This window comes from Duganella sp. Dugasp78, from assembly GCF_059491455.1.
Map to the genome: position 1 here is coordinate 860,453 of NZ_CP168506.1, position 23,869 is coordinate 884,321.

At 64.2% G+C, this 23,869-nt stretch carries 29 protein-coding genes; 4 read left to right on the forward strand and 25 right to left on the reverse strand.

The window, feature by feature from the left end; genetic code table 11:
- Position 1: 1 nt before the first annotated feature.
- From ACEN9O_RS03740 to ACEN9O_RS03765, 6 genes are read right to left on the reverse strand one after another with little or no spacing between them, the layout of a single operon-like run.
- Positions 2-1,042 carry an AI-2E family transporter gene (locus tag ACEN9O_RS03740; RefSeq protein WP_495616310.1) on the reverse strand — a complete coding sequence of 347 codons (1,041 nt, stop codon included), beginning with the start codon at positions 1,040-1,042 and terminating at the stop codon, positions 2-4.
- A gap of 10 nt (positions 1,043-1,052) precedes the next feature.
- Positions 1,053-1,652, reverse strand: a complete 600-nt coding sequence (locus tag ACEN9O_RS03745; protein WP_495616311.1) for an SCO family protein — start codon at positions 1,650-1,652, stop codon at positions 1,053-1,055.
- Positions 1,649-2,545: a heme o synthase gene (gene cyoE / locus ACEN9O_RS03750; protein ID WP_495616312.1), complete on the reverse strand. Its 897-nt coding sequence runs from the start codon at positions 2,543-2,545 to the stop codon at positions 1,649-1,651. The genes ACEN9O_RS03745 and cyoE overlap by 4 nt, the downstream gene beginning before the upstream one ends.
- Positions 2,546-2,584: 39 nt before the next feature.
- Positions 2,585-3,751, reverse strand: coding sequence for a COX15/CtaA family protein (locus tag ACEN9O_RS03755; RefSeq protein ID WP_495616313.1), 1,167 nt, complete (start codon positions 3,749-3,751; stop codon positions 2,585-2,587).
- A gap of 4 nt (positions 3,752-3,755) precedes the next feature.
- Positions 3,756-4,373 (reverse strand): SCO family protein, encoded by a 618-nt coding sequence (locus ACEN9O_RS03760; RefSeq protein WP_495616314.1) that lies wholly within the window; start codon positions 4,371-4,373, stop codon positions 3,756-3,758.
- Complete coding sequence (locus ACEN9O_RS03765) at positions 4,357-5,088, reverse strand: SURF1 family protein (protein WP_495616315.1); 732 nt, start codon at positions 5,086-5,088, stop codon at positions 4,357-4,359. The genes ACEN9O_RS03760 and ACEN9O_RS03765 overlap by 17 nt, the downstream gene beginning before the upstream one ends.
- 39 nt (positions 5,089-5,127) lie before the next feature.
- On the opposite strand from ACEN9O_RS03765, the gene ACEN9O_RS03770 reads away from it, so the two are divergent.
- Positions 5,128-5,331, forward strand: coding sequence for a twin transmembrane helix small protein (locus ACEN9O_RS03770; RefSeq protein WP_161082547.1), 204 nt, complete (start codon positions 5,128-5,130; stop codon positions 5,329-5,331).
- A gap of 181 nt (positions 5,332-5,512) precedes the next feature.
- Here the strand turns inward: ACEN9O_RS03770 and ACEN9O_RS03775 are convergent, their stop codons facing one another.
- From ACEN9O_RS03775 to ACEN9O_RS03805, 7 genes are all read right to left on the reverse strand, one after another.
- Positions 5,513-6,373, reverse strand: a complete 861-nt coding sequence (locus tag ACEN9O_RS03775) for a cytochrome c oxidase subunit 3 (protein WP_495616316.1) — start codon at positions 6,371-6,373, stop codon at positions 5,513-5,515.
- 16 nt (positions 6,374-6,389) lie between these two features.
- Positions 6,390-6,593 carry a DUF2970 domain-containing protein gene (locus ACEN9O_RS03780; protein WP_116992540.1) on the reverse strand — a complete coding sequence of 68 codons (204 nt, stop codon included), beginning with the start codon at positions 6,591-6,593 and terminating at the stop codon, positions 6,390-6,392.
- Positions 6,594-6,604: 11 nt separating this feature from the next.
- Entirely contained in the window at positions 6,605-7,096 is a 492-nt protein-coding gene (locus ACEN9O_RS03785; RefSeq protein ID WP_495618423.1) for a cytochrome c oxidase assembly protein, read from the reverse strand.
- Positions 7,097-7,181: 85 nt separating this feature from the next.
- Positions 7,182-7,289 (reverse strand): cytochrome oxidase small assembly protein, encoded by a 108-nt coding sequence (locus ACEN9O_RS03790; protein WP_217431321.1) that lies wholly within the window; start codon positions 7,287-7,289, stop codon positions 7,182-7,184.
- Between the two features lie 2 nt (positions 7,290-7,291).
- Positions 7,292-8,881: a cytochrome c oxidase subunit I gene (ctaD, locus tag ACEN9O_RS03795; RefSeq protein ID WP_495616317.1), complete on the reverse strand. Its 1,590-nt coding sequence runs from the start codon at positions 8,879-8,881 to the stop codon at positions 7,292-7,294.
- 15 nt (positions 8,882-8,896) lie between these two features.
- Positions 8,897-10,123, reverse strand: coding sequence for a cytochrome c oxidase subunit II (gene coxB, locus ACEN9O_RS03800; RefSeq protein ID WP_495616318.1), 1,227 nt, complete (start codon positions 10,121-10,123; stop codon positions 8,897-8,899).
- Between the two features lie 396 nt (positions 10,124-10,519).
- On the reverse strand, positions 10,520-11,446 hold the full coding sequence (locus ACEN9O_RS03805; protein WP_495616319.1) for a methyltransferase domain-containing protein: 927 nt from the start codon (positions 11,444-11,446) through the stop codon (positions 10,520-10,522).
- 98 nt (positions 11,447-11,544) lie between these two features.
- On the opposite strand from ACEN9O_RS03805, the gene ACEN9O_RS03810 reads away from it, so the two are divergent.
- Entirely contained in the window at positions 11,545-12,276 is a 732-nt protein-coding gene (locus ACEN9O_RS03810) for a ComF family protein (protein WP_495616320.1), read from the forward strand.
- A gap of 33 nt (positions 12,277-12,309) precedes the next feature.
- Positions 12,310-12,780 (forward strand): tRNA (uridine(34)/cytosine(34)/5-carboxymethylaminomethyluridine(34)-2'-O)-methyltransferase TrmL, encoded by a 471-nt coding sequence (trmL, locus tag ACEN9O_RS03815; protein ID WP_495616321.1) that lies wholly within the window; start codon positions 12,310-12,312, stop codon positions 12,778-12,780.
- Between the two features lie 27 nt (positions 12,781-12,807).
- Here the strand turns inward: trmL and ACEN9O_RS03820 are convergent, their stop codons facing one another.
- From ACEN9O_RS03820 to ACEN9O_RS03875, 12 genes are all read right to left on the reverse strand, one after another.
- Positions 12,808-13,818: an IS110 family RNA-guided transposase gene (locus ACEN9O_RS03820; protein ID WP_495612909.1), complete on the reverse strand. Its 1,011-nt coding sequence runs from the start codon at positions 13,816-13,818 to the stop codon at positions 12,808-12,810.
- A 258-nt stretch (positions 13,819-14,076) separates the two neighbouring features.
- The gene (locus ACEN9O_RS03825) at positions 14,077-15,012 is read right to left on the reverse strand and encodes a DMT family transporter (RefSeq protein WP_495616322.1); all 936 of its coding nucleotides are present in this window, start codon (positions 15,010-15,012) and stop codon (positions 14,077-14,079) included.
- Between the two features lie 65 nt (positions 15,013-15,077).
- A complete protein-coding gene (locus ACEN9O_RS03830; protein ID WP_495616323.1) occupies positions 15,078-15,821 on the reverse strand; it encodes a helix-turn-helix domain-containing protein in 744 nt (247 codons plus the stop codon).
- Between the two features lie 21 nt (positions 15,822-15,842).
- Positions 15,843-16,148, reverse strand: coding sequence for a cytochrome C oxidase subunit IV family protein (locus ACEN9O_RS03835; RefSeq protein ID WP_495616324.1), 306 nt, complete (start codon positions 16,146-16,148; stop codon positions 15,843-15,845).
- Positions 16,149-16,156: 8 nt separating this feature from the next.
- Positions 16,157-16,822 carry a heme-copper oxidase subunit III family protein gene (locus tag ACEN9O_RS03840; protein WP_495616325.1) on the reverse strand — a complete coding sequence of 222 codons (666 nt, stop codon included), beginning with the start codon at positions 16,820-16,822 and terminating at the stop codon, positions 16,157-16,159.
- Complete coding sequence (locus tag ACEN9O_RS03845; RefSeq protein WP_495616326.1) at positions 16,819-17,412, reverse strand: cytochrome c oxidase subunit 3; 594 nt, start codon at positions 17,410-17,412, stop codon at positions 16,819-16,821. Before ACEN9O_RS03845 ends, ACEN9O_RS03840 begins: the two co-directional genes overlap by 4 nt.
- The gene (gene ctaD / locus ACEN9O_RS03850) at positions 17,409-19,148 is read right to left on the reverse strand and encodes a cytochrome c oxidase subunit I (protein ID WP_495616327.1); all 1,740 of its coding nucleotides are present in this window, start codon (positions 19,146-19,148) and stop codon (positions 17,409-17,411) included. Before ctaD (ACEN9O_RS03850) ends, ACEN9O_RS03845 begins: the two co-directional genes overlap by 4 nt.
- A 10-nt stretch (positions 19,149-19,158) precedes the next feature.
- The gene (locus ACEN9O_RS03855) at positions 19,159-20,250 is read right to left on the reverse strand and encodes a c-type cytochrome (protein ID WP_495616328.1); all 1,092 of its coding nucleotides are present in this window, start codon (positions 20,248-20,250) and stop codon (positions 19,159-19,161) included.
- 15 nt (positions 20,251-20,265) lie between these two features.
- Positions 20,266-20,769, reverse strand: coding sequence for a hypothetical protein (locus ACEN9O_RS03860; protein WP_495616329.1), 504 nt, complete (start codon positions 20,767-20,769; stop codon positions 20,266-20,268).
- Between the two features lie 45 nt (positions 20,770-20,814).
- Positions 20,815-21,126 (reverse strand): hypothetical protein, encoded by a 312-nt coding sequence (locus ACEN9O_RS03865; RefSeq protein ID WP_495616330.1) that lies wholly within the window; start codon positions 21,124-21,126, stop codon positions 20,815-20,817.
- 7 nt (positions 21,127-21,133) lie between these two features.
- On the reverse strand, positions 21,134-21,616 hold the full coding sequence (gene rfaE2, locus ACEN9O_RS03870) for a D-glycero-beta-D-manno-heptose 1-phosphate adenylyltransferase (protein ID WP_495616331.1): 483 nt from the start codon (positions 21,614-21,616) through the stop codon (positions 21,134-21,136).
- A 14-nt stretch (positions 21,617-21,630) separates the two neighbouring features.
- A complete protein-coding gene (locus ACEN9O_RS03875) occupies positions 21,631-22,815 on the reverse strand; it encodes a PilT/PilU family type 4a pilus ATPase (protein ID WP_495616332.1) in 1,185 nt (394 codons plus the stop codon).
- Positions 22,816-22,926: 111 nt separating this feature from the next.
- On the opposite strand from ACEN9O_RS03875, the gene ACEN9O_RS03880 reads away from it, so the two are divergent.
- Positions 22,927-23,862 carry a hydrogen peroxide-inducible genes activator gene (locus ACEN9O_RS03880; RefSeq protein ID WP_495616333.1) on the forward strand — a complete coding sequence of 312 codons (936 nt, stop codon included), beginning with the start codon at positions 22,927-22,929 and terminating at the stop codon, positions 23,860-23,862.
- Positions 23,863-23,869 lie beyond the last annotated feature (7 nt).

A 23,869-nucleotide genomic window follows, 5' to 3' on the forward strand; every position in this document is an offset into this window, starting at 1 on the left:
ACTAGGCGGTGTCGCCGCCGGTCCAGTTGCGCAGCAGGCCCTGGCCGACCGCCAGCAAGGTCGGGCCGATGAACAGGCCGACAAAGCCGAACGCCAGCACCCCGCCCATCACGCCCAGCAGCACCAGGATAAACGGCAGGCTGCTGCCGCGGCTGATCAGCATGGGCTTGACGACATTGTCGACGCCGCTGATCACGAACAGTCCCCACACCAGCATGAAGACGCCCCAGCCGGTGCTGCCCTCATTGAACAGCCAGATCGCCGCGCCGCCCCAGATCAAGGGCGGGCCGACCGGGATCAGCGAAAACAGGAAAGTCGCCACCGACAGCAGCGCCACAGCCGGCACGCCGGCGATCAGGAAGCCGATGGCGGCCACGCCGGCCTGCGCCAGCGCCGTGCCCAGCAGGCCGTACATGACGCCGCGCACGGTGCGGCTGACGGTGTCGGCCACGGCCGCGCCCTGCTCGCCGATCAGCTTGTTCATCAGGGTGGCCAGCGCAGCCAGCAGCGCCTGGCCGTCGCGGTACAGGAAGAAGCTGACGAACACCGCCAGGCTGACCTGCGCCACGCCGCTGCCCAGCACCATGCCGCCGCCCAGCAGGAAGCGGCGTGCCGGCTCCAGCAGGTTCTTGGCGACGTTGAGCAATTCCTCGCGGCTGCCCAGCAGCTTGCGCAGATAGGTGTCGGCCGCCTCGCCCAGCAATGGCAGCTGCTTCAGCCAGGCTGGCGGGGTCAGCGTGCCGCTATCGAGGCTGGCTTTGATCTGGTCGTAGAATTCTCCGGCATTGTCGGCGACGTTCCATGTCACCAGCGCGAGCGGCACGATGATCACTACGGTCAGGCCGACGCTCATGATGGCGGCGGCCAGCCAGCGGCGCTGCCGGCAGCGCGCCAGCAAGCGCAGGTACAGCGGCCAACTGGAGATGGTGATGGCGGCGGCGAACAGGATCGCGGCCAGGAACGGCCGCAGCACGGTCAAACAGCCGATCACCAGCAGGATGGCGGCAGCGAGGCGGGTGTAGGGTTGGAAGCGCTGTTGCATGCGCGCGCGGTCAGGGCTGGGCCAGCAACAGCTTCAGGTCATGCACGATGGGCGCAGGGCCCTGGCCGGAACGCACCAGCAGGCGGATCTTGCCCTGCTTGTCGAACACATAGCTGGCGGCCGTGTGGTCCATCGTATAGCTGCCCGGCGTCTTGCCCGGCACCTTGGCGTAGAACACCTTGAATTCCTTGCCGACCGCGGCGGTCTGCTCGGCGGTGCCGTACAGGCCGAGGAAGCGCTTGTCGAAGGCCGGCACGTACTCGGCCAGCAGCTGCTGGGTGTCGCGCTCCGGGTCGACGGTGACGAACAGCACTTGCACCTGGTCGGCCAGCGGGCCCAGCTCCTTCATCGCGGCCGACATCTCGGCCATCGTGGTCGGACACACGTCCGGGCATTGGGTATAGCCGAAGAACATCAGCACGACCTTGCCCTTGAAGTCGGCCAGGGTGCGCGGCTTGCCGTTGTGGTCGGTCAGCGCGAAGTCCTTGGCGTATGGCAGGCCGGTCAGGTCGGTGTTGGTGAACTCCAGGCGCGGCGCGGCGGGGCGGCGCTCGCAGGCGGTCAGCAATACGGACAGGGCCATCAGGCCGACAGCGAGCAGTTTTTTCATTGGAATTTGAAATAGTGGTCCACCAGCAGCGCCACGAACAGCAGCGACAGGTAGATGATCGACCAGGTGAAGGCTTTGCGGGCGATCAGGTCGGTGTAGTGGCGGTACATTTTCCAGGCGTAGTACAGGAAAACGGCGTTCAGCGCGACGGCGCTGGCCAGGTAGATCAGGCCGCTCATGTGCACCGCGTACGGCAGCAAGGTGGTGGCGGCCAGCGCGATCGAATACAGCCAGACGTGGAACTGCGTGAACTTCATGCCGTGTGTGACCGGCAGCATCGGCAGGCCGGACTTGGCGTAGTCGTCGCGGCGGTACATGGCCAGCGCCCAGAAGTGCGGCGGGGTCCAGACGAAGATGATCAGCACCAGCAACCAGGCTTGCATCGGCACGTCGTTGGCGACGGCGGCCCAGCCCAGCGCCGGCGGCATCGCGCCCGAGAGGCCGCCGATGACGATGTTCTGCGGCGTGGCCGGCTTCAAAATCATGGTGTAGATGATGGCGTAGCCGACGAAGGTGACAAAGGTCAGCCACATCGTCAGCGGGTTCACCAGAAAGTACAGGATCCACATGCCGGCGCCGCCGATGACGGTGGCGAACACCACGGTCTGCATGACGGTGATCTCGCCCATCGCCATCGGGCGGCGGGCGGTGCGCGCCATGCGGGCGTCGATCTCGCGCTCGGCCAGGCAGTTGACGGCGAAGGCCGCGCCGGCCAGCAGCCAGATGCCGACGGTGGCGGCCACCAGCAGGCGCCAGTCCGGCATGCCGTCGCTGGCGAGGAACATGCCGATCACGGCGCAGAAAACAGCCAGCTGCGTGACGCGGGGCTTGGTCAGCGCCCAGTATTGGGAGGCGCGGCTGGCGGATTTGGATGTGGCGGTGTGTGTGGTCATTAGTGGGGCTTAGTGATGCTGACTTTAGCTGACTTGTGCTTACTTTTGCCGGGCGGAGGAAGCGTGCGCCGCTCCTGCGCCAGAGGCTGCCTTTTTGGCAATATCGTACTGGTACTTAGCCTTGTAGTTTAACATGGTCAGTAACAGGACCAGCAGCGCCGCACCGGCATTGTGCAGCACCGCGATCGCCAGCGGGAAGCTCAGGTAGATGGTGGCGACACCCGTGGCGATCTGCGCCGCCAGCGCCAGCGCGATGTAACGTGCGGTTTTGTGCAGCGCCCGGTGCTCCCACGCGCGCCAGGCCGTGTAGCCGGCCACCAGCGCGACCAGCAGGCCGAAGTTGCGGTGCACCCAGTGGATCGCCGTCAGCGCGGCGAACGGCAGGTAGTGGCCGGCGGCGGTCTTGCCCAGCTCGCGCCACAGGGTGAAGCCGTGTTCAAAGTCCATCTCCGGCACCAGCTTGCCGCCGCATAGCGGGAAATCGGTGCAGGCCAGGGTCGCGTAGTTGGTGCTGGTCCAGCCGCCGAGTGCCAATTGCACCAGCAGCAGCACGGCCGAGGCGCCGGCCAGCAGGCGGATGTTGCGCATCGCCGGCGGCGAGGCCGTCACCGTGCGCACCGGCGCGATCAGCTGGTTCTGGCGGCCGCCGTACCAGGCCAGCAGCGCCAGCAGGCCCATGCCCAGCAACAGGTGGGTGGTGACGATTACCGGCTGCAATTTCAAGGTCACGGTCCAGGCGCCGAACGCGCCCTGCAGGCAGACAAACAGGAACAGCACGGTCGGCAGCCACGGCGCGTACTCCGCGCGCGCGCCCTGCGACTTGCGCCATTGATACCAGGACTGCGCCATCATCGCCACGATCAGCACGCCGATCGCCATCGCCAGGTAGCGGTGGATCATCTCGATCCAGGCCTTGAACACGGTCACCGGGCCGGTCGGCAGCAGCGCTTCGGCCGCCGTGATCTGCTCGTGCGCCAGGAAGGGATTGGCGGCGCCGTAGCAGCCCGGCCAGTCCGGGCAGCCGAGGCCGGAATCGGTCAGGCGCGTGAAGGCGCCGAACACGATCAGGTCGAAGGTCAGGAACACGCAGACCCAGACCAGCTTGCGGTATTTGTTGGCGTCGGACGAGGTCCACACCAGCGACAGCGGCAGCAGCGCCACCAGCAGCGCCGTCACGGCCATTTGAGCGAGAGTGGTCGAGTGCATGGGGTCAGCCTATCGCCGAAGCCTTCAGCAGCTTGCTGATGTCCTTGTGCACCTTCTTGACCTTCTCGGTGTCGCTGGAGACGGCGCCTTTCGGGAAGCGCATCATCAGGTTGCCCAGCGGGTCGATCAGGTAGACGTGGTCGGACACGCGGTCGCCGGCGCCCTGCTCCAGCGGCAGCCACTTGTCAATGACGGCGGCCGGCGCGCGCAGCATGCGGGTGCCGTCGTTGACGCGCATGAGCAGCGTATCGAGCGGCTGGTCGTCGGTGATCATCCACACGCGCTCGATGCGCTCCATCTCCTTGCCCTGCATGGTGCGCAGCTGGCGCATGGCGAACAGCTGGTCCTGGCAATCCTGCTGGCAGTCGGACGGGCCGACCTTGAGCATGATCCACTTGCCCTTGTAGTTGTCCAGCGTGGCCGGCTTGCCGTCCAGCGTGGTGCTGCTCATGGCCGGGATAGGATGGTCGCGCGGATCGATCAGCGCGCCGTAGTTGGTCACGCCGCCCTTGGGCTTGATGACGTAGTAAGTGAGATAAGAACCCACCAGCGGCGCCGCGCACACGGCCAGCACCAGCAACAGCTTCCAACGACCACGGCCTTGATTACTTTTGTTTTCCACGTCTGAATCCGTTCACCACAAAGAAGATAACAGCCATCGCCGACAGTGCATACCACTGGAAGGCATAGCCCTGATGTTTTTCCACGCCCAGCGCCGGCGCCGGCCAGTCGCGCACCATCTGCGTGTCGTCGCCGGCCGGCAGGGCCGCGGCGGTCTGCTCGATCACGAAGGGCTGCATGGTCAGGCCGCTGTCCCTGGCCACCTGCAGCGGATCGGCGTTCTGCACGATGGCCTTGGGCGTCAGCGTCGGCGTTTTGCCCAGCTCCATCACGTGGCCGGCGTCCAGCCGCGCCATGCCCTGCAGCGTCACCGTGCCGCTCGGCGTGGCGTAGGCCGGCAGTCTGGCGCGGTCGGCCGGATCGCGCGGCAGCCAGCCGCGCGCCACCAGCACATGCATGCCCGTTCCCGCAATTTTAAACGGCATCAGCAGATAAAAACCGGAGCGGCCCGCCGACGGGCGATTATCCAGATACAGCGGCCAGTTGGCGACAAATTCGCCGGTCACGGACACGCGGCGGAACTCCACCGCCTGGGCCGCCAGCGGCGCGCCGTCCAGCGGCAGGGGCGCGCTGGCGTTGCCCTGCGCCAGCTTGGCCTGCAACACGATCTTTTGCGCGGCGCGGCGTTCCTGCCAGTTGCCCAGCTGGATGCCGAGCGCGACCACCACTACGGTCGCCACGAAAGGGATCAGTTTAAAACGGAACGCAATACCCATTACAATGGAACCCTCATCAATTCACTTTCCAGCCCCGCCATGAAAATTGCTGTCGCCATCGCGTTCATCCTGATCATCGGCAGCCTGGCTTCCGCGTTCTTCTTCCTGATGCGCGACAAAGGCAAGAGCAACAACACCGTGCGCGCGCTGGCGGTGCGGGTCGGGCTGTCGATCGCCCTGTTCATCGCCCTGTTGGTCGCGTACAAGCTCGGCTACATCCAGCCCACCGGTATCCGCGGCTAAGCGTCACTCCCGCGAAAGCGGGAATCCATGCAAGCTGTGAGTGGCAAACTCAGTATGGATTCCCGCTTTCGCGGGAACGACGAATTGCAAAAAAAGCCGCATCCGGTGTCTACCCGATGCGGCTTTTTCTTCAGCGCCGCAGCAGCATCGCTGCGGCATTATATCGTTCTTACTGCCCTCGTTACAGCCAGTACACGACCACGTACAGGCCGAGCCAGACCACGTCCACAAAGTGCCAGTACCAGGCCGCGCCTTCGAAGGCGAAGTGGTTGTCGGCCGTGAAGTGGCCCTTGAGCACGCGGAACAGCACCACCGACAACATGATCGCACCCATCGTCACGTGGAAGCCGTGGAAGCCGGTCAGCATGAAGAAGGTCGAACCGTAGATGCCCGAGGTCAGTTTCAGGTTCAGCTCGGTGTAGGCGTGGTGATATTCGAAGGCCTGGAAGCCCATGAAGACCGCGCCCAGCGCGATGGTGGCGAACAACCAGAACGCGGTCTGCGCACGGTGGCCGGCGCGCAGCGCGTGGTGCGAGATGGTCAAGGTCAGGCCGGAGGTCAGCAGCAGCGCGGTGTTGATGGTCGGGATAGGGAACGGACCCATGGTCTTGAATTCCTGCACCGTGCCGGCCGGACCGGTGTTACCCCAGTGCGCGGCGAAGTCAGGCCAGATGAATTTGTGGTCCAGGTCGCCCAGCCACGGCATCGAGATCGAACGCGCATAGAACAGCGCGCCGAAGAAGGCACCGAAGAACATCACCTCCGAGAAGATGAACCAGGCCATCGACCAGCGGTAGGAATGGTCGACGCGCAGGCCGTACTGGCCGCCCTCGGATTCCTTGATGGCGTCGCCGAACCAGAAGTACAGCACCGAAATGATGGCGGCCAGACCCACGAAGTTCACGGCCGGGCCCCACGACACATCATTGACCCAGGCCGAAGCGCCGATCATGGTGGTCAGCAGGGACATGCCTGCCAGCAGCGGCCATTTGGATGGACCAGGCACGAAGTAGTACGGTGCCGAGGCGTTATGTGAACTCATCTTCATCTCCCTAAATTTATTTTGAAACTACAACCTTAACGATAGTGATCAGCAGTCCAATAAAACACGCCACGCCGATCAAGGCCGCGATGATGATGTGCACCGGGTTCAGCTTGGCCGAATCGGTGTCGAAATCGCTTTTGCGGCGCAGGCCGAAGAACGACCAGAACACCGCTTTCATCGAATACATGAACGACGCTTGCTTCTTTTTCTCTTCCATGACGCCCTCCTTTACCTGGATGCAGTCTTGGTTTTATCCAGACCGCCCACCTCGAAGAAGGTGTACGACAGCGTGATGGTCTTCACTTCCTTCGGCAGCGCCGGATCGATGAAGAACACCACCGGCATCTGCCGTGCTTCGTTCGGCTTCATGGTCTGCTGCTTGAAGCAGAAACACTCGACCTTCTTAAAATGCGGCATCGCGCTTTGCGGCGCGTAGCTCGGTATCGCCTGCGCGCTGACTTCGCGGTTCTGGGTGTTGACCACCTCATACATCACCGTCGCCAGCTCGCCCGGATGCACCGTCATGCTGCGCGTCACGGGACGGAAACGCCACGGGCCCTGCGCATTGCCGTCAAACTCAATCACCACATCGCGCGTCTTGTCGATCTGCGTGTTGGTGTCGGCGCTGACCGTGCCATCCTTCTGCGTCAGCACGTTGATGCCCAGCGCCTCGCAGATCTGGCGGTAGAACGGGTTGAGCGCGTACGCAAACCCGAACATCAGCACCGCCACCACGATCAGCTTGCCCAGCAGCGTGCGGTTCAGCCCGCCGGTTTCCTTGTCCGAGTGTTGATCGTCTTTCACGTCAGCTCAGCCACATCCGCTTGACAAACACGGACAGGAAAAAGAACAGGGCCACGCCGGCCAACAGCAGGCCGGTCCTCGCGTTATTCGGCTTCTTCTGTTCGGCCATGATTATTTGAACTGCGGTGGCGTTTCAAAGGTGTGGAACGGCGCCGGCGACGGCACGGTCCACTCCAGGCCTTCCGCGCCATCCCATGGCTTGTCCGCGGCCTTCTTGCCGCCACGGATGGTCGGCAGGACCACGAAGAACAGGAAGAACACCTGCGACAGGCCGAAACCAAACGCACCGATGGTGGCGATCATGTTGAAGTCCGTGAACTGCGCCGAGTAGTCGGCGTAGCGGCGCGGCATGCCCGCCAGGCCCAGGAAGTGCATCGGGAAGAAGGTGATGTTGAAGGTGATCAGCGACAGCCAGAAGTGGGTCTTGCCCATCGCTTCGTTGTACATGTGGCCGGTCCACTTCGGCGACCAGTAGTAGAAGCCGGCGAACAGCGCGAACAGCGAACCCGCCACCAGCACGTAGTGGAAGTGCGCCACCACGTAGTAGGTGTCCTGCAGCTGGATGTCGATCGGGGTCACAGCCAGGATCAGGCCGGTGAAGCCGCCGATGGTGAACACGAAGATGAAGCCGACCGCGAACAGCATCGGGGTTTCGAAGGTCATCGAACCCTTCCACATGGTGGCGATCCAGTTGAACACCTTAACGCCGGTCGGCACCGCGATCAGCATGGTGGCGTACATGAAGAACAGCTGCGAGGTCACCGGCATGCCGGTGGTGAACATGTGGTGGGCCCAGACGATGAACGACAGGATCGCGATCGACGCGGTGGCGTACACCATCGACGCGTAGCCGAACAGCTGCTTGCGGGCGAAGGCCGGCAGGATCTGCGAGACGATGCCGAAGGCCGGCAGAATCATGATGTAGACCTCGGGGTGGCCGAAGAACCAGAAGATGTGCTGGTACATCACCGGGTCGCCGCCGCCGGCAGCGTTAAAGAACGAGGTGCCGAAGTGGCGGTCGGTCAGGGTCATGGTGATGGCGCCAGCCAGGACCGGCATCACGGCGATCAGCAGGTAGGCGGTGATCAGCCAGGTCCAGCAGAACATCGGCATCTTCATCAGGGTCATGCCAGGGGCGCGCATGTTGAGGATGGTGACGATGATGTTGATCGAACCCATGATCGACGAGGCGCCCATCAGGTGCATCGCGAAAATCGCCATGTCCATGCCTGGGCCCATCTGGGTCGACAGCGGCGCGTACAGCGTCCAGCCGGCCGCGGTGGCGCCGCCGGGGACCAGGAAGGAGGTCGCCAGCAGGATGGCCGCCGGTGGCAGCAGCCAGAACGAGAAGTTGTTCATGCGGGCGAAGGCCATGTCGGACGCGCCGATCTGCAGCGGGATCATCCAGTTGGCGAAGCCGACGAAGGCCGGCATGATGGCGCCGAACACCATCACCAGGCCGTGCATGGTGGTGAGCTGGTTGAAGAACTCGGGCTGGAAGAACTGCAGGCCCGGCTTGAACAGCTCGGTGCGGATCATCAGTGCCAGCACGCCGCCGGACAGCAGCATGATGAACGAGAACCACAGGTACAGGGTACCGATGTCTTTGTGATTGGTGGCGAACAACCAGCGCGACAGACCGTGGGGATGGTCGTGAGCGTGATCGTGATCGTGTGCGTGATCCAAGGTGCTAGTGCTCATTTGTAACGCTCCTGATTACTTACGTGCAGCCACAACTTCGGCTGGTTGAACGATGTTTTCGGCGGCCTTGTTCGACCAGCTGTTACGGGTGTAGGTGATGACAGCCGCAATATCCGTATCCGACAGTTGCTTCCATGCCGGCATTTCAGCGCTGAACTTGCCGCTCTTCTTACCGTGCAGCAGAACGTTGATCTGTTCTGCCTTGGGACCGTTGACCACTTCCGAACCGTCCAGCGGCGCGAAGGTGCCTGGCACGCCCTTGCCGTTGGCCTGGTGGCAGACCACGCAGTTGGTGGAGTAGACTTTTTCGCCCTTGGTCTTCAGCTCGTCGATGGTCCAGGTCTTGCTCGGATCGTCAGCCAGCGCGGCCATTTCTTTTTTCTTGCCGTCGACCCAGGTCTTGTACTCGTCGTCGGTGACGACCTTGACCACGATAGGCATGAAGGCGTGTTCCTTGCCGCACAGCTCGGAGCAGTAGCCGCGATAGGTGCCGGTGTGCTCAGCCTTGAACCAGGTGTCGCGCACGAAGCCCGGGATGGCATCCTGCTTGACGCCGAAGGCCGGGATCGACCACGAGTGGATCACGTCGTTGGCGGTGGTGACCATGCGGATTTTTTTGTTCACCGGAACGACGACTTCGTTGTCCACTTCCATCAGGTAGTTGTCGCCGCGCTTCTCGGTCGGCTCGAAGCCGGGGGCGCCCACTTGCGCGCGCGGGGTCGACAGGTTGGACAGGAAGGAAATGCCTTCGCCGTCGCCCTTCAGGTAGTCATAGCCCCACTTCCACTGCATGCCGGTCACTTTGATGGTGATGTCGGCGTTGGAGGTGTCCTTCATGCCGACCACGGTGCGGGTCGCGGGCAAGGCCATCCCGATGACGATCAGGAAGGGCACCACGGTCCAGGCGATTTCAACCGCGGTCGATTCGTGGAAGGTGGCCGGCTTGTGGCCCAGCGATTTGCGGTGCTTGAAGATGGAGTAAAACATCACGCCAAACACGCCGATGAAGATGACCAGGCAGACCAGCATCATCCAGGTGTGCAGGCTGTAGATTTCGGTCGCGATCTGGGTCGCTGGAGGTTGCAGATTAAGCTCGCCGGCAACGGGACCGCCGGTACCGCCGGTCGCCGCAGTGTAGGTACCTGCCGCAGTTGCCGCCGTGTCAGCCGCCCACGCTGGGATACTTGCCGCCGTTACCGACAGCCCGAGCATCAACGATTGAAGTCGCTTCGCATGTTTCATGTTTTCCCCAACCACCCAAGAAATTAAAATATTTTTTTAACGACTCCGGATTTCGGTGAACTGAACCGGCGCCGCTCCTTAAACAACTTCAGGCCCCATGCCAGCCTCGTCCGAAAAAATTCTTCATGACGCGACCCCGGCGGGACCTTGAGGCTTTCCGCCTCATCCCCAGATACTGCCCAGAGACAACGCAAAAGCCTGATTCTGCTTAATTCAACTGCTCGTTCGTGCTCGTATTTGCCCGCTTATTGCTCCGCTCGCTGGTTTATAGCTGGCGACGTGACTAGCTGGCAAAATTAGTCAATGATTATATATAACAACAACGTCCCGCTCAAGAAATAATCCATATCACAACTATGGCGTAGCCCGTGGCACCACAGTGTGCCCGCAAACCCGCTACTGGCGCGGCTTTCGTGGTAAATCAAATCGGATGATCGCCTCGCCCCTGGAGGTCATTTTGGGCGCCGGACGGAAGGCGTGGCCGTAAATCACCTCGAAAGTCAGGCCCAGCTTGCCATCGGCGCGGCGGCCTTTTTCCAGCGTGGCCAGCATGCGCTGCCAGGCCTGTTTGCCCATCAAACCGCGTCGCAGCGTGCCCAGCGGGTTGCCGCCCAGCGCGCGCACATCGACTAGCAGCGCCTGCGGCGTGTCGTAGGTGACGGTGATGACTTCCATGTCCAGCACCGGTGTCGAAAAGCCAACTTCCACCAACTGGTCGCCAAAATCGTGCATATCCACGAAAGGCAGCGCGTGCGGTGCCAGATCGGCCTCGGCGAAGGCGGCGCGCAGTTCGCGGAAGGTGTCCGGGCCGAAGCAGGAAAACATCAGCAGGCTGTTCACGCGCAGCACGCGGCGCCACTCGGCAAACACGCGGTCCGGCTGCGGATGCCAGTGCAGCGCCAGGTTGGACCAGACCAGGTCCAGCGAGTTCGGTCCCAGCGGCAGTTCGGCGAAATCGCCGCACAGCAGGTCGACGCCGGTCTTGGCCGGCAGCAGCTTGCTCAACAACTGGTTCAGCGACGATTGCCTGGCCGCCGGACCTTGGGCGGCGCGCACCATGGCTTCGGCCCCATCCATGCCGAGGATGTGGGCGGCGGGATAGGATTTCTGCAATAGTGAAAGATCGGCACCGGCGCCGCAGCCGGCGTCCAGCACGCGCTGCGGCGCGACCTTGATCAGCTCCAGCCGGTCGAACATGCGCGCGGCGACTTCGCGGCGCAGGAAATCGGATGGCGCGATGCGCTCCGGGCGGCTGAACAGCGCGCGCACGCGCAGCTGGTCGATCGGGGCGCTCAGCTTCGGGGGATTTGCGGGGACTTGCATGATGTGGTTCGGTGTAATGCGATAATGTCGGCAGTGTACATGGTTGAACGCAAACGCGTCCTGGAGCTTTGATGCTTGCCACTCCGACAATCGGCACAATGCGCGCCCTGCTCCATCGCGGCGGCTCGGCCTTGCTGCGCGGCCTGCTGCCGGCCTCATGCGCACTGTGCGCCGCCGCCAGCGGCGAGTTGCTGTGCCCCGCCTGCGCCGCCCAGTACTTCAGCGCCGAGGCCGCCGCGCCTCGATGCCCGCGCTGCGCCAACCCGCTGCCGGACGCGGCGCAAGGCCAGCTGTGCGGCAGCTGCCACGCCGAGCCGCCGGCCTTCGACGTCACGCTGGTGGCCGCCGATTACGCCATGCCGCTGGACCAGCTGGTATTGCAGCTGAAATTCGGCCACCGCCTGGCGCTGGCGACGCTGTTTGCCCGCCTGCTGCGCGACGCCGTCCTGCAGCAGCCCGGCTTCACCCTGCCCGCCGTGCTGTGCCCGGTGCCGCTGGGTCGCCGGCGCCTGGCCGAACGCGGCTACAATCAGGCCCTGGAAATCGCGCGGCCGCTGGCGCGCAGCCTGGGCGTGGCGCTGCATCCGCGGCTGGTCAGCCGCGTGCACGAGACCGCGGCCCAGAGCAGCGTCGCACCCGAGCAGCGGCGGCACAACATCGCCGGCGCGTTTGCGATCCCGGACGCCGCGCTGGTGCAGGGCCGCCACATCGGCGTCGTCGACGACGTCATGACCAGCGGCCGCACGCTGGACGAACTGGCGGCAACGCTGAAGCGCCACGGCGCCGCGCGCGTGAGCAACCTGGTGTTTGCCCGCACGCCGCCGCATTGACGCCCTGACTGAATTTGATAGAGGAGAAGCACTTTGTTTCACGTCGTACTAGTCCAACCCGAAATTCCGCCGAACACCGGCAACGTGATCCGGTTGTGCGCCAACACCGGCGCGCAGCTGCACCTGATCGAGCCGCTGGGCTTCCCGCTGGAGGATTCCAAGCTCAAGCGCGCCGGCCTGGACTACCACGAATACGCGCAGATGAAAGTGCACAAGGACTGGCAAGCCTTCCTGGCCGAGGTGCAGCCGGACCCGGCCCGCATGTTCGCCATGACCACGCACGGTTCCTCGCCGTTTGCCGACGCCGCCTTCCGGCCGGGCGACGTGTTCGTATTCGGTTCGGAAACGCGCGGCCTCGATCCGGCCTTCCGCGAGACCTTCCCGCCGGCCCAGCGCATCCGCCTGCCGATGCGGCCTGACAACCGCAGCCTGAACCTGTCGAACACCGTCGCCGTGGTGGTGTTCGAAGCCTGGCGCCAGAACGGCTACGCCGGCGGAGCCTAGTCCCATGCTCGTCCGCTCAAGCGGGGGTCAGATACCGTCTTGAATGGCAAGCCCTTTCGATAAGTAATTAGGATCGAAAGGCTTGTCATTGCGTATCACCCCATAAATCAAGTGAGCCAGCTTGTGCATGACTGCCCCGATCACGGCTTTCTTTGCCATTCCGGTCGCGGCAAGCCGTTCGGCGAATTGCCGCAGGATGGGGTTATGTCGGCGCGCCACCAAGCTCGGCATGTACAGGGCAGCGCGCATTGAGGTGCTGCCGGTTCGACTGATCGTCGTTCGTCCCCTCAGCGAGCTTCCAGAGCTGCGTTGTTTGGGCGTTACCCCAAGAAAGGCAGCGAAGGTTTTCGCGCTGTCAAAGCGGCGAATATCCCCCAAATGCCCCAGTATTTTTGCCACGGTCGTCGTTCCGACGCCAGGTATGGTGGCGAGCAGATCGGCATCGTGCTTGAGGCCAGGATGGCGATCTATGTGATCGTCGATGTCGCCTTCGAGCTTCTCTATTTCTACGCTGAGCCAAGCGACATGCTGTCGCACATGCTGCGCGACGTCCTCCATCCCGCTGATGATCAATGCCTCCAACCGATTTTCTTCCTGCTGGCGAATGTCCTTCAAGGCTTGGACGCGCAGCGACCAAGCCCGCAACTGGCGCTGCTCCAGCGGCGGCGGACTCCAGGGCGCGGGCTTCATCGCGACGCAGTAGCGTGCAATCAGCCCGGCGTCGATCGTATCGTTCTTGTTGCGAATATTTTCGCTGTGGCCGAAGCCCTTGATGCAGACTGGATTGACCACGCTCACCACCAGCCCGGCCTGGTGGAGCGCCAATGCCAACGGCTCGGAATAGACCCCGGTCGCCTCCATGCAAGCATGCATTGCCGACAGGGGAACTTTGGATTTGGTGAGCCAGTCGACCATTGCCCGATGGCCTTCGGCGGAATTTTCCAGCACTTTGGTCTTGGTTTTTCCGTTGACCAGCAGTGCAATATCTAACTTCTTCTTGCTGACATCAATACCTACCGCTGCGCATATCGTATCCATTTTTGACCTTCCTCGTATGCGGGCTTACGCGCTGGCGCGATGGCCCCAGATACCGTTCGGACTTATCAAATGAAACAGGCAGAGGCACCTATCTGACCCACGTGCTCCACGGCACTAAGTCTGATCAGCGTCACTCCGCCTGGCCGCACCTACCTCCTTATTATCCGATGGAGATGCGGTATGCTCAATATACGAAGTCTGACATTCGGACACGGTCTCTGCCGTAACGGCCGCTACGGCAGAGACCGTGTCCGAATGTCAGACTTGACCCCCGCGCTGCTCGGCGTGCAGCCACACCGACCAGGCCACGCCGCCGATCAGCAGCACGATGGCCAGCACCTCCAGCGGGCGCGGCGCCTGGTGCTGGTAGAGATAGCCGTACAACAGGCCGAACAGGATCTCGAACAGCAGCAGCTGTCCGGACAGCGTGACCGGCACGCGGCGGCACGCCATATTCCACAACTGGTTGCCGATCACCGAGGCGCCGGCCGCCACCAGCGTGACCACGGTCCAGAAATGCGCCCAGTCGCGCGGCTGCGGGAGGACCGGCCCGGCGCCGCCCAAGCCCGACACCACCAGCCCCATCGCCAGCGCCACCAGGCCGCTGGCGATGCCGAACAGGCCGGACCAATCTCCGCTGCTGTAACGCGGATTGCGCTTGAGGAAGCGCGTGTTATCGATGGCATACCAGGTCCAGCTGACCAGCGCGCCGGCAGCGCACAGCATGCCGCTGGCCACGCCCGGCCAGGCGCCGCGGCCATCCGCCGCGCCAAACACTTCGACGTTGATGCACACCATGCCCACCACCACCAGCGCCAGCGGCCACGCCAGCAGGCGCAGCGACACCGCGCCATGGTCGCGCCAGCCCGACACGGAGATGGTCAGGGGCAGCATGCCGATCATCAGCGATGCTGCCGATACCCCGGCCAGTTGCACGCCGCACGACAGCAGCAGGTAGTAGACCACATTGCCGGCCAGCGCGTAGCGCAGCAGACGCAGGCAATCGGCGCGCGTCAGCCGCCGCAGCAGGCCGCCCAGGCGCGGCGCCAGCAGCACCAGCGAGATCAGGGCGTAGGCCACATAGCGCCCGAACATCAGCTCGAACGGGGAAAATTCCGCCAGCCACTTCGGCATCACAAACACCGCGCCCCACATCGCCCCGGCCACCACCCCGCACATCATGCCATACCACATGCCGCCTCCTGTCATCGAAGCGGTCATTGTCGGCGTGCGCCGGACTCAGGGATTGTGCGTGACGCTCAGCTTTTTGTCTGGTTCTGCCGTTCGCGCTTGCGGTAGGCCAGCGGCGTGACATCCATCGCGCGGCGCATCGCGTGCGTCAGCGCGCTCTGGTCGGCGTAACCGGCCAGCGTTGCCAGCCGGGCGATCGGCAGCTCGGTTTGCGCCAGCTGGCGACAAGCCCAGCGCAGGCGCATATCGGTCAGCCAGGCCAGCGGCGTGGTCTGCATCTGCCCGCGGAACGCGCGGTGCAGGCTGCTCACGCTCATGTGCGCGGCCTTGGCCATGGTCGCGGTGCTCCACGGTTGGCCGGGATGGGCTTCGATCTGGCCCAGCGCGGCCAGCAGGCGCGAGGCCGGGCGGATCTCCTGCTGCGCCAGCGCCTCCAGCAGCAGCGGCACCCAATGGGCCAGGGTCGCCTCGCTGGCGCCGGACTGCGCGCGCGCCAGGCCGATGAAGTCGATCAGCTTGGCGGCGGGCGCGCTGATGGGCACGAACGGCCGTTCGGCCAGCCGGGCGGCGGTGGCCTGCGGCACGGCGGCCAGGTCGAAGTCCAGTATCAACGACTGGTTCGGCCCGGTGGCGGACGCCACGTGCACCGCACCCGGCTCGACAAAGGCGGCACGCTGCGGATGGACCACGGCGCCGGCGCCCCGGATATCCATGATCACCCTGCCCTTGATCGGCAGCACCAGCTGGGCGAAGCTGTGCACGTCGGACAAGGGTTCGGCGGCGTAGCTGCGGAGATCGAGTTCGGTCGGCATGGTGACGACAGTGTAGCAGCCTTAACGGAAATACAGCAGGCGGGTCAAGAAGGTGTAGTCCGACTCCACCCACATCAGCAAGGCCAGCACCAGCAGGCACAGCGGCGGTGCCAGCACCACGTAGATCAGCGCCGCCCGCTCCCAGCGCAGGTGCATGAACACCGCCACGATCAGGCCGGCCTTGGCCACCATCAGCAGCAGGATCAGCGTCCAGCGCAGATAGCCCTGGGCGTGGAAGAAGTCGACCAGGTAGGAAAACGTGCTGAGCACGAACAGCAGCAGCCAGACCTTCAGGTACAAGCCGATCGGATGAGTGGCAGCTTCCATGGCGGCTCCTACCAAAGATAAAACAACGCGAAGATGAACACCCACACCAGGTCGACGAAGTGCCAGTACAGGCCGGCGATCTCGACGATGTCGTAGTTGCCGCCGCGCTCGTAGTGGCCGCGCCGCACGCGCCGGGCGACAATGCTCAGGTAGATCACGCCGGCCGTCACGTGCAGGCCGTGGAAGCCGGTGATCATGAAGAAGCAGGCGCCGAACTGCGCCGCGCCGTCGGGATTGATCCACGGCCGCACGCCCTCCCCGATCAGCGTGGTCCACTCGAAGGCCTGCATGCCGACAAAGGTCGCGCCCAGCGCGGCGGTCAGCAGCATCAGCGCCGCGCAGCGGGCCCGCTCGCGCCGGTAGGCGTAGTTGACCGCCATCGCCATGGTGCCGCTGCTGGTGATCAGGACGAAGGTCATGATGGCGATCAGCAGCAGCGGCAGCCTGGTGCCGCCTATCGTCAGCGCGAACACCTGGCTGGGATCGGGCCAGGCCGCCGTGGTGGCGATGCGCACCGACATGTAGCCGGTCAGGAAGCTGCCGAAGATGAAGGTGTCGCTGAGCAGGAAGATCCACATCATCGCCTTGCCCCACGGCACGCGGAAGGCGGCGCGGTCTCCCGACCAGTCCGCCATCATGCCTTGCCAGCCGGCCGTGTCGCCCTGTTTGCTCATGGTCCGCCTCCGCAGATTTGATTGACCAGCGCGGGCGTCACGCCGAACAGCAGGCCGAACATGGCCAGCCACAAGCCCAGCAGGAAGTGCCAGTAGCGCGCGCACAGCTGCAGGGTGACGCTGTCGCGGCCGAGGTCGCGGCGCGCCCAGGCCGCCACCACCAGCCCGCCGATCACATGCAGGCCGTGCAGGCCGGTGATGAGGTAAAAGAAGCTGTTGGCTGGATTCGCGTCCAGCGTCAGCCTGGCCGCGTCCAGCTCCCGCCAGGCCGCCAGCTGCGATGCCAGGAAGGCCAGCGAGCAGACGCAGGCAATCGTGTACGCCGCGCGCAACGCATGCAGCCCGTACGCGCGCGCGGCCAGCCAAGCGCGTTGCCAGGCCACGCTCGCGGCGGCCAGCAGCGCGGTGCTCAGCCACAGCTGCCGGGGAATGAAGGGCAGCGGCCGCCAGTCCGGGGCCGCCATGCGCATCACGTAGGCGCTGCTGAACAGGAAGAACAGCATGCCGATCACGCCCATGAACACCCACAGGCCGGTGCTCCGCCTGAGCGTGTCGGCGTGCTTGGCCACCAGGTAGAGGCTGGGGCTCATGGCGCCTCCGGCAGCGGGACCGGCCGCCGGGCCACCTCGTCGTTCGGCGCCTGGTCCTGCGCCACATAGTCGCTGTCGCCATCCTGCAGGCCGTACTCGTAGGCGCCGCGATACACCACCGGCGTGTGCTCGCCCCAGTTGCCATGCACCGGCGGCGTCTGCGGCGTATGCCACTCCAGGCTGGCCGCGCGCCAGGGATTGCCGCCCGCCTCCCTGCCGCGGAAGGTGCTCCACCACAGGTTCAACACGAACAGCAGCTGCGATACGCCGACGAACAAGGCCACGACGGTGATGAAGGCGTTCAGCGACTGTGCCGATGCGGGAATGAAGGCGTAGTGGTCGTAGGCATAGTAGCGCCGCGGCATGCCCAGCAAGCCCAGGTAATGCATGGGGAAGAAAATCAGATACGTGCCGACAAAGGTGATCCAGAAATGCAGCCGGCCCAGCATGACGTCGTACATGCGCCCGCTCACCTTGGGGAACCAGTGATACAGGCCGCCAAACACCGCCAGCACCGGCGACACGCCCATCACCATGTGGAAGTGTGCGACCACGAAATAGGTGTTCGACAGCGGGATATCGACGCTGACATTGCCCAGGAATAGCCCGGTCAGCCCGCCGATGACGAAGGTGCTGATGAAGCCGACCGCGAACAGCATCGGCACAGTCAGGTGTATATCGCCGCGCCACAAGGTCAGCGTCCAGTTGTAGACCTTGAGCGCGGTGGGCACGGCGATGACCAGCGTGGTGGTGGCGAAGAAGAAGCCGAAATACGGATGCATGCCACTCACGTACATGTGGTGGGCCCAGACGACGAAGCTCAGTCCGCCGATCACCACGATGGCCCACACCATCATCTTGTAGCCGAAGATCTGCCTGCGCGCGTGCACGCTGATCAGGTCGGAAATGATGCCGAACGCCGGCAAGGCCACGATATACACTTCCGGGTGGCCGAAAAACCAGAACAGGTGCTGGAACAGCAGCGGGCTGCCGCCCTGGTGCGGCAAGTGCAGCCCCATCGACACCACCGCCGGCATGAAGAAACTGGTGCCCAGCGTTTTATCGAGCAGCATCATCACGCCGCTGACGAACAGCGCCGGGAACGCGAACAGCGCCAGGATGGTGGCGGTGAAGATCCCCCACACCGTCAGCGGCATGCGCATCAGCGTCATGCCCTGCGTGCGCGCCTGCAGCACGGTGGTGACATAGTTCAACCCGCCCATGGTGGCGGCGGCGATGAACACCAGCAGCGACACCAGCATCACGACGATGCCCCACTCCGTGCCCGGCGTGCCGGGCAGTATTGCCTGCGGCGGATACAAGGTCCAGCCGGCGCCGGTCGGCCCGCCGGGCACGAAAAAGCTGGCCGCCAGGATCAGCACCGCCAGCAGGTAGAACCAGTAGCTGAGCATGTTCAGGAAGGGAAACACCATGTCGCGCGCGCCCACCATCAGCGGGATCAGGTAGTTGCCGAAGCCGCCCAGGAACAGCGCCGTCAGCAGGTACACCACCATGATCATGCCGTGCATGGTCATGAACTGGTAGTAGCGGCTGGCGTCGATAAAGGCGAACCTGCCGGGAAAGCCCAGCTGCAGGCGCATCAGGTCCGACAACACCAGCCCCACCAGCCCGATCAGCAGCGCCGTGATGGTGTACTGGATCGCGATCACCTTGTGGTCCTGGCTCCATACATAACGGGTCCAGAAGCTGTGAGGATGCGCGCCGCCGTAGCTCATGCCGGTCTCCCTATCTGAGGGTCTTGATGTAGTCGACCAGCTGCGCCACCTCGGTCGGGCTCAGCTGCTGCGCCGGCATGATGGGCTGATAGCCCCTGACGATGCGCGCGGCGGGCCTGGTGATGGACTCCCGCAGATACGCCTCGTCCACGTGCACGGTGGCGCCGTCGTTCATGATCTCGTTCTTGCCGAACAATCCTTTCCACGTCGGCCCCACGCCGGAGTTGCCGTCGATGCTGTGGCAGGCCGCGCAGCCGCGCGACTGCGCCAGCAGGCGCCCCTGCTTGCGCGGCTCGTCGCCCCGGGCCACGGCCGTCGCGGTGGCGGCAAAGGTCGGCTGCGCCGCCAGCCAGGCCTGGTAGGCCGGCCCATCGTCCACCACCACATAGCTGCGCATATTGAAATGGCCGATGCCGCACAGCTGCGCGCACATCACCTCGAACCGGCCGACGCGCGACGGCGTGAACCAGAACGACGTCACCATGCCCGGCACCATGTTCATCCGCGTGCGGAATTCCGGCACATAAAAATCATGCAGCACGTCCTGCGCGCGCAGCAGCACGCGCACCGGCCGGCCGACGGGGATGTGCACCTCCTGTCCTTGCACCAGCAGGTCGTCCTGGCCGCCGGGGTCGGCGGGATTGATGCCGTAGGGGTTGGCGTTGCTGATGAAACGCATGTCGGTGCCGCCCAGCTTGCCGTCCTTGCCCGGCAGGCGGTAATGCCATTGCCACTGCTGGCCCAGTACCTCGAACACCATCGCGTCGGCCGGCGGATCGATCAGCTTGGCGTACACCGACAAGCCCGGCGCCAGCAGTGCGACGATGCCCAGCGTAGTCGCGCCGACCAGCCACCACTCCAGCGCGGCGCCGCCGTGCGTGGCCGCCGCGCGCACGCCGTCCCGATGCCTGAACGTCACCACCGCGTAGGCGATGAACAGGTTGATGGCAACGAAGGCCACGCCGGTGAAGGCAAAGGTCAGCAGCAGCGCATCGTCCATCTGCTGCCAGTTGGAGGCGATGGGCGTGAGCCACCACGGACTCATATAATGAAATTCCAGGGCGCCAACGACGATCAGTATCAGTATCAGTGCTAGCGCCATAATGGGTTCCAGAAGCTAACGCGGCCGACCCGGCCTTTCCAGCTTGAGATAAATGTAGGCTGCGGCCATCCCGAAGACGACGTGGGCAATGGCCGTCGGCCAGCCCCGCAGCGCTACGAACCATGTATAGACACCGGTCATGCCGTAAAAGTTCAGCACATACAGCAGCAGGCCGAACACGGCGCCCGTCGCCAGCGCCAGGGCGGTGCTGGAATCGAGCCGGAACGGCGCCATGATGGCCGCCAGCATGACGCCGAACACCACGCCCAGCGCGTAATGCACCAGCAGCGCGGCGGCCGTCACGCCCAGGCTGTAGCCATTGGTTTGCAGCACGTCCCAGCTCATCACCAGTGCGGCGATCACGTGCGTGGCCAGCCAGGGATCGGCGGCGTTGGTTATCGCGGACCAGCTGAGTTCAAGCAGCATCAGCACGCCGCCGGCGCCGAAGCCCGCGACCGCAGCGGCGGCCCAATCCGGCAGGCGCGCCTGCCAGCGATGCGATTGCAGATGCAGTTCCATGACGTCCTCCCGAGCATTTTTGGGAGATTCAGTCTAGGAGCTTTTTCAGGCCCTGTCAGCCCGCGCGCGATTGGAACGCGGGGAGAAAGCCAGCAGCAAGGCCAGCGCGCCGGCGCCGGCCAGGCTCACGCAGACGGTGCTGGCGGCCGCCAGCGCGGCCGGGTTGCGCAGGCCCAGCAGGTCGGCGGCGAAGGCCAGCGACACCGTCGCGATCAGCTGGGCCGGATAGAGGAAGCGCAGCTGGCGGAAGGCGCGCGCGTCGCCGCGCCGCCAGTAGCGCAGCGCGATCGCGAACGCGGGGCCCCACAACACGCCGAGGAACAGCAGCGCGGCGAAGGCGGCGATCAGCAGGCGCATATTCAGGTTAAGGCCGCTGGGCGCGCACCTTGGTCAGCAGCTTGGTGGTCGAGCGGTCGTGCTCGAAATCGATGGCGATGGCCTGGCCGCCGTAGGCCAGCACGGCCTGGCCTTCGGGGATGGCGTCCATCTGGTAGTCGCCGCCCTTGGCGTAGATTTCCGGCCGCGCCTGCTGCACCACCTCCAGCGCGGTGTCTTCGTCGAAGTCCACCACCAGGCTCACCGCTTCCAGCGCGGCCAGCACCGCCATGCGGTCGGCGCAGTTGTTGAGCGGACGGTCGTCGCCCTTGCCCAGCCGCTTGACCGAGGCGTCGGTATTGGCGGCCACCACCAGCGAGGCGCCCAGCGCGCGCGCCTGCGCCAGGTAGGTGACGTGGCCGCGGTGCAGGATGTCGAACACGCCGTTGGTCAGCACCACCGGCTTGGGCAGGGCGGCAACGCGCGCGGCCAGTTGTTCACGGGGGCAGATCTTGGTTTCAAATTGAGGCATAAGGTTTTTCTGGTTTATTTGGGTTCTTCGTCTTCCGGCTCTTCGTCGATCTGCATGCTGAGCGTATCGGCGGTGCTCGGACTGTTGTCGCCCGGCTCCTTGCGGTCGCCGCGCAGCTTGATCTGCAGGCGCAGGCCGTTGGCCGAGTCGGCGTTGCGGATCGCCTCTTCGTAGGCGATGTAGCCCTTATTATAGAGTTCGTACAGCGCCTGGTCGAAGGTGCACATGCCGAGCTCGCGCGATTTGTGCATGATTTCCTTGATCGCCTGGAAGTTCCCCTTGAAGATCATCTCGGCGATGGTCGGCGTGTTGAGCAGGATTTCAATGGCCGCCTTGCGGCCCTTGCCGTCCTCGGTGCGCACCAGCCGCTGCGAGACGATGGCGCGCAGGTTGGACGACAGATCCATCAGCAGCTGGTTGCGCCGCTCCTCCGGGAAGAAGTTGATGATGCGGTCCATGGTCTGGTTGGAGTTGTTCGCGTGCAGCGTGCCCAGGCACAGGTGGCCGGTCTCGGCAAACGCGATCGCGTGCTCCATGGTCTCGGTGTCGCGGATCTCGCCGATCAGGATCACGTCCGGTGCCTGGCGCAGCGTGTTCTTCAGCGCGTTGTGCCACGACAGCGTGTCCACGCCCACCTCGCGGTGCGTGATCAGGCAGCCCTTGTTCTTGTGCACGTACTCGACCGGATCCTCGACCGTGATGATGTGGCCGGCCGAATTGGCGTTGCGGTAGTCGATCATGGCCGCCAGCGTGGTCGACTTGCCCGAGCCCGTGCCGCCCACCACCAGCACCAGCCCGCGCTTGGTCATGATGACGTCCTTGAGCACCTCGGGCAGGTCCAGCTTTTCGAAGTTCGGGATTTCCGACGCGATGGTGCGTATCACCATGGCCACGTTCTGCTGCTGCACGAAGACGTTGACGCGGAAGCGGCACACCTCCGGCAGCGAGATCGCGAAATTGCATTCCAGCTCGGCCTCGAACTCGCGCTTCTGCTTGTCGTTCATGATGGACAGCGCCAGCGCGCGCGTCACGCTGCCGGTCAGCTTCTGCTGGCTCAGCGGCTTCATCGCGCCCTGCGATTTCATACTCGGCGGGAAATCTGCGGAAATGAACAAATCCGACCCGCCCGTGTGGTGCATCACCTTGAGCAGCTTGTGCAGATAGGCTTGCGCTTCTTCTGGACCAAATGTGGAGGACATGCTTGCCTTTCGATGGGTGGTACCAACATACGCTGCATTATATCGACAGCATTCGCTACAATACCTTTTCTAATTATTGCATCCCAGCATCGCCTGTGTTCAAATACATTTATGACACTGACCGAACTGAAATACATCGTCGCCGTTGCACGAGCGAAACACTTCGGACATGCGGCCGAAGCCTGTTACGTCGCCCAGCCGACGCTGTCGGTCGCCATCAAGAAACTGGAAGATGAACTGGGCGTGGTCCTGTTCGAACGGGGCGGCGCCGAGATTTCAGTGACCCCGCTGGGCGCGCAGATCGTCGCCCAGGCCGAGCGCGTGCTGGAACAGACCGCCGCCATCAAGGAACTCGCCAAGCAGAACAAGGACCCGCTGGCCGGCCCGCTGCGCCTGGGCGTGATCTACACCATCGGCCCCTACCTGCTGCCGCCGCTGGTCAAGGGCATGATCGACAAAGTCCCGCAGATGCCGCTGATCCTGCAGGAGAACTTCACCGTGCGCCTGATCGAGATGCTGCGCCAGGGCGAGCTGGACGCCGCCATCATGGCGCTGCCCTTGCCCGAGCACGGCATGGCGATGCAGGCGCTGTACGACGAGCCGTTCGTGGTGGCGATGCCCTCGCAACACCCGTGGACCAAACGCCACAGCATCCCCGCCGACGACCTGAAAACCGAAAATATGCTGTTACTTGGTAACGGACACTGTTTCCGCGATCAGGTACTGGAAGTATGTCCCGAGATGGCCCGTTTCTCTGCGCCGGGCAATGGCATGCAGCGCACCTTCGAAGGCTCGTCGCTGGAAACCATCCGTCACATGGTGGCCAGCGGCATCGGCCTGACCGTGCTGCCGCGCGCCTCGGTGCCGGACATGGGCACCAAGGAAGGCATGTTGCAATTCCGCCCGTTCGACGCGCCGCAGCCGTCGCGCCGGGTGGTCATCGTGTGGCGTAAAAGCTTCACCCGCAAGGCCGCCATCGACGCCGTGTGCGAAGTGGTGGCCGCCTGCAAGCTGCCCGGCATCACCACCCTCTGCGCCGGCGACTAATGCCGCC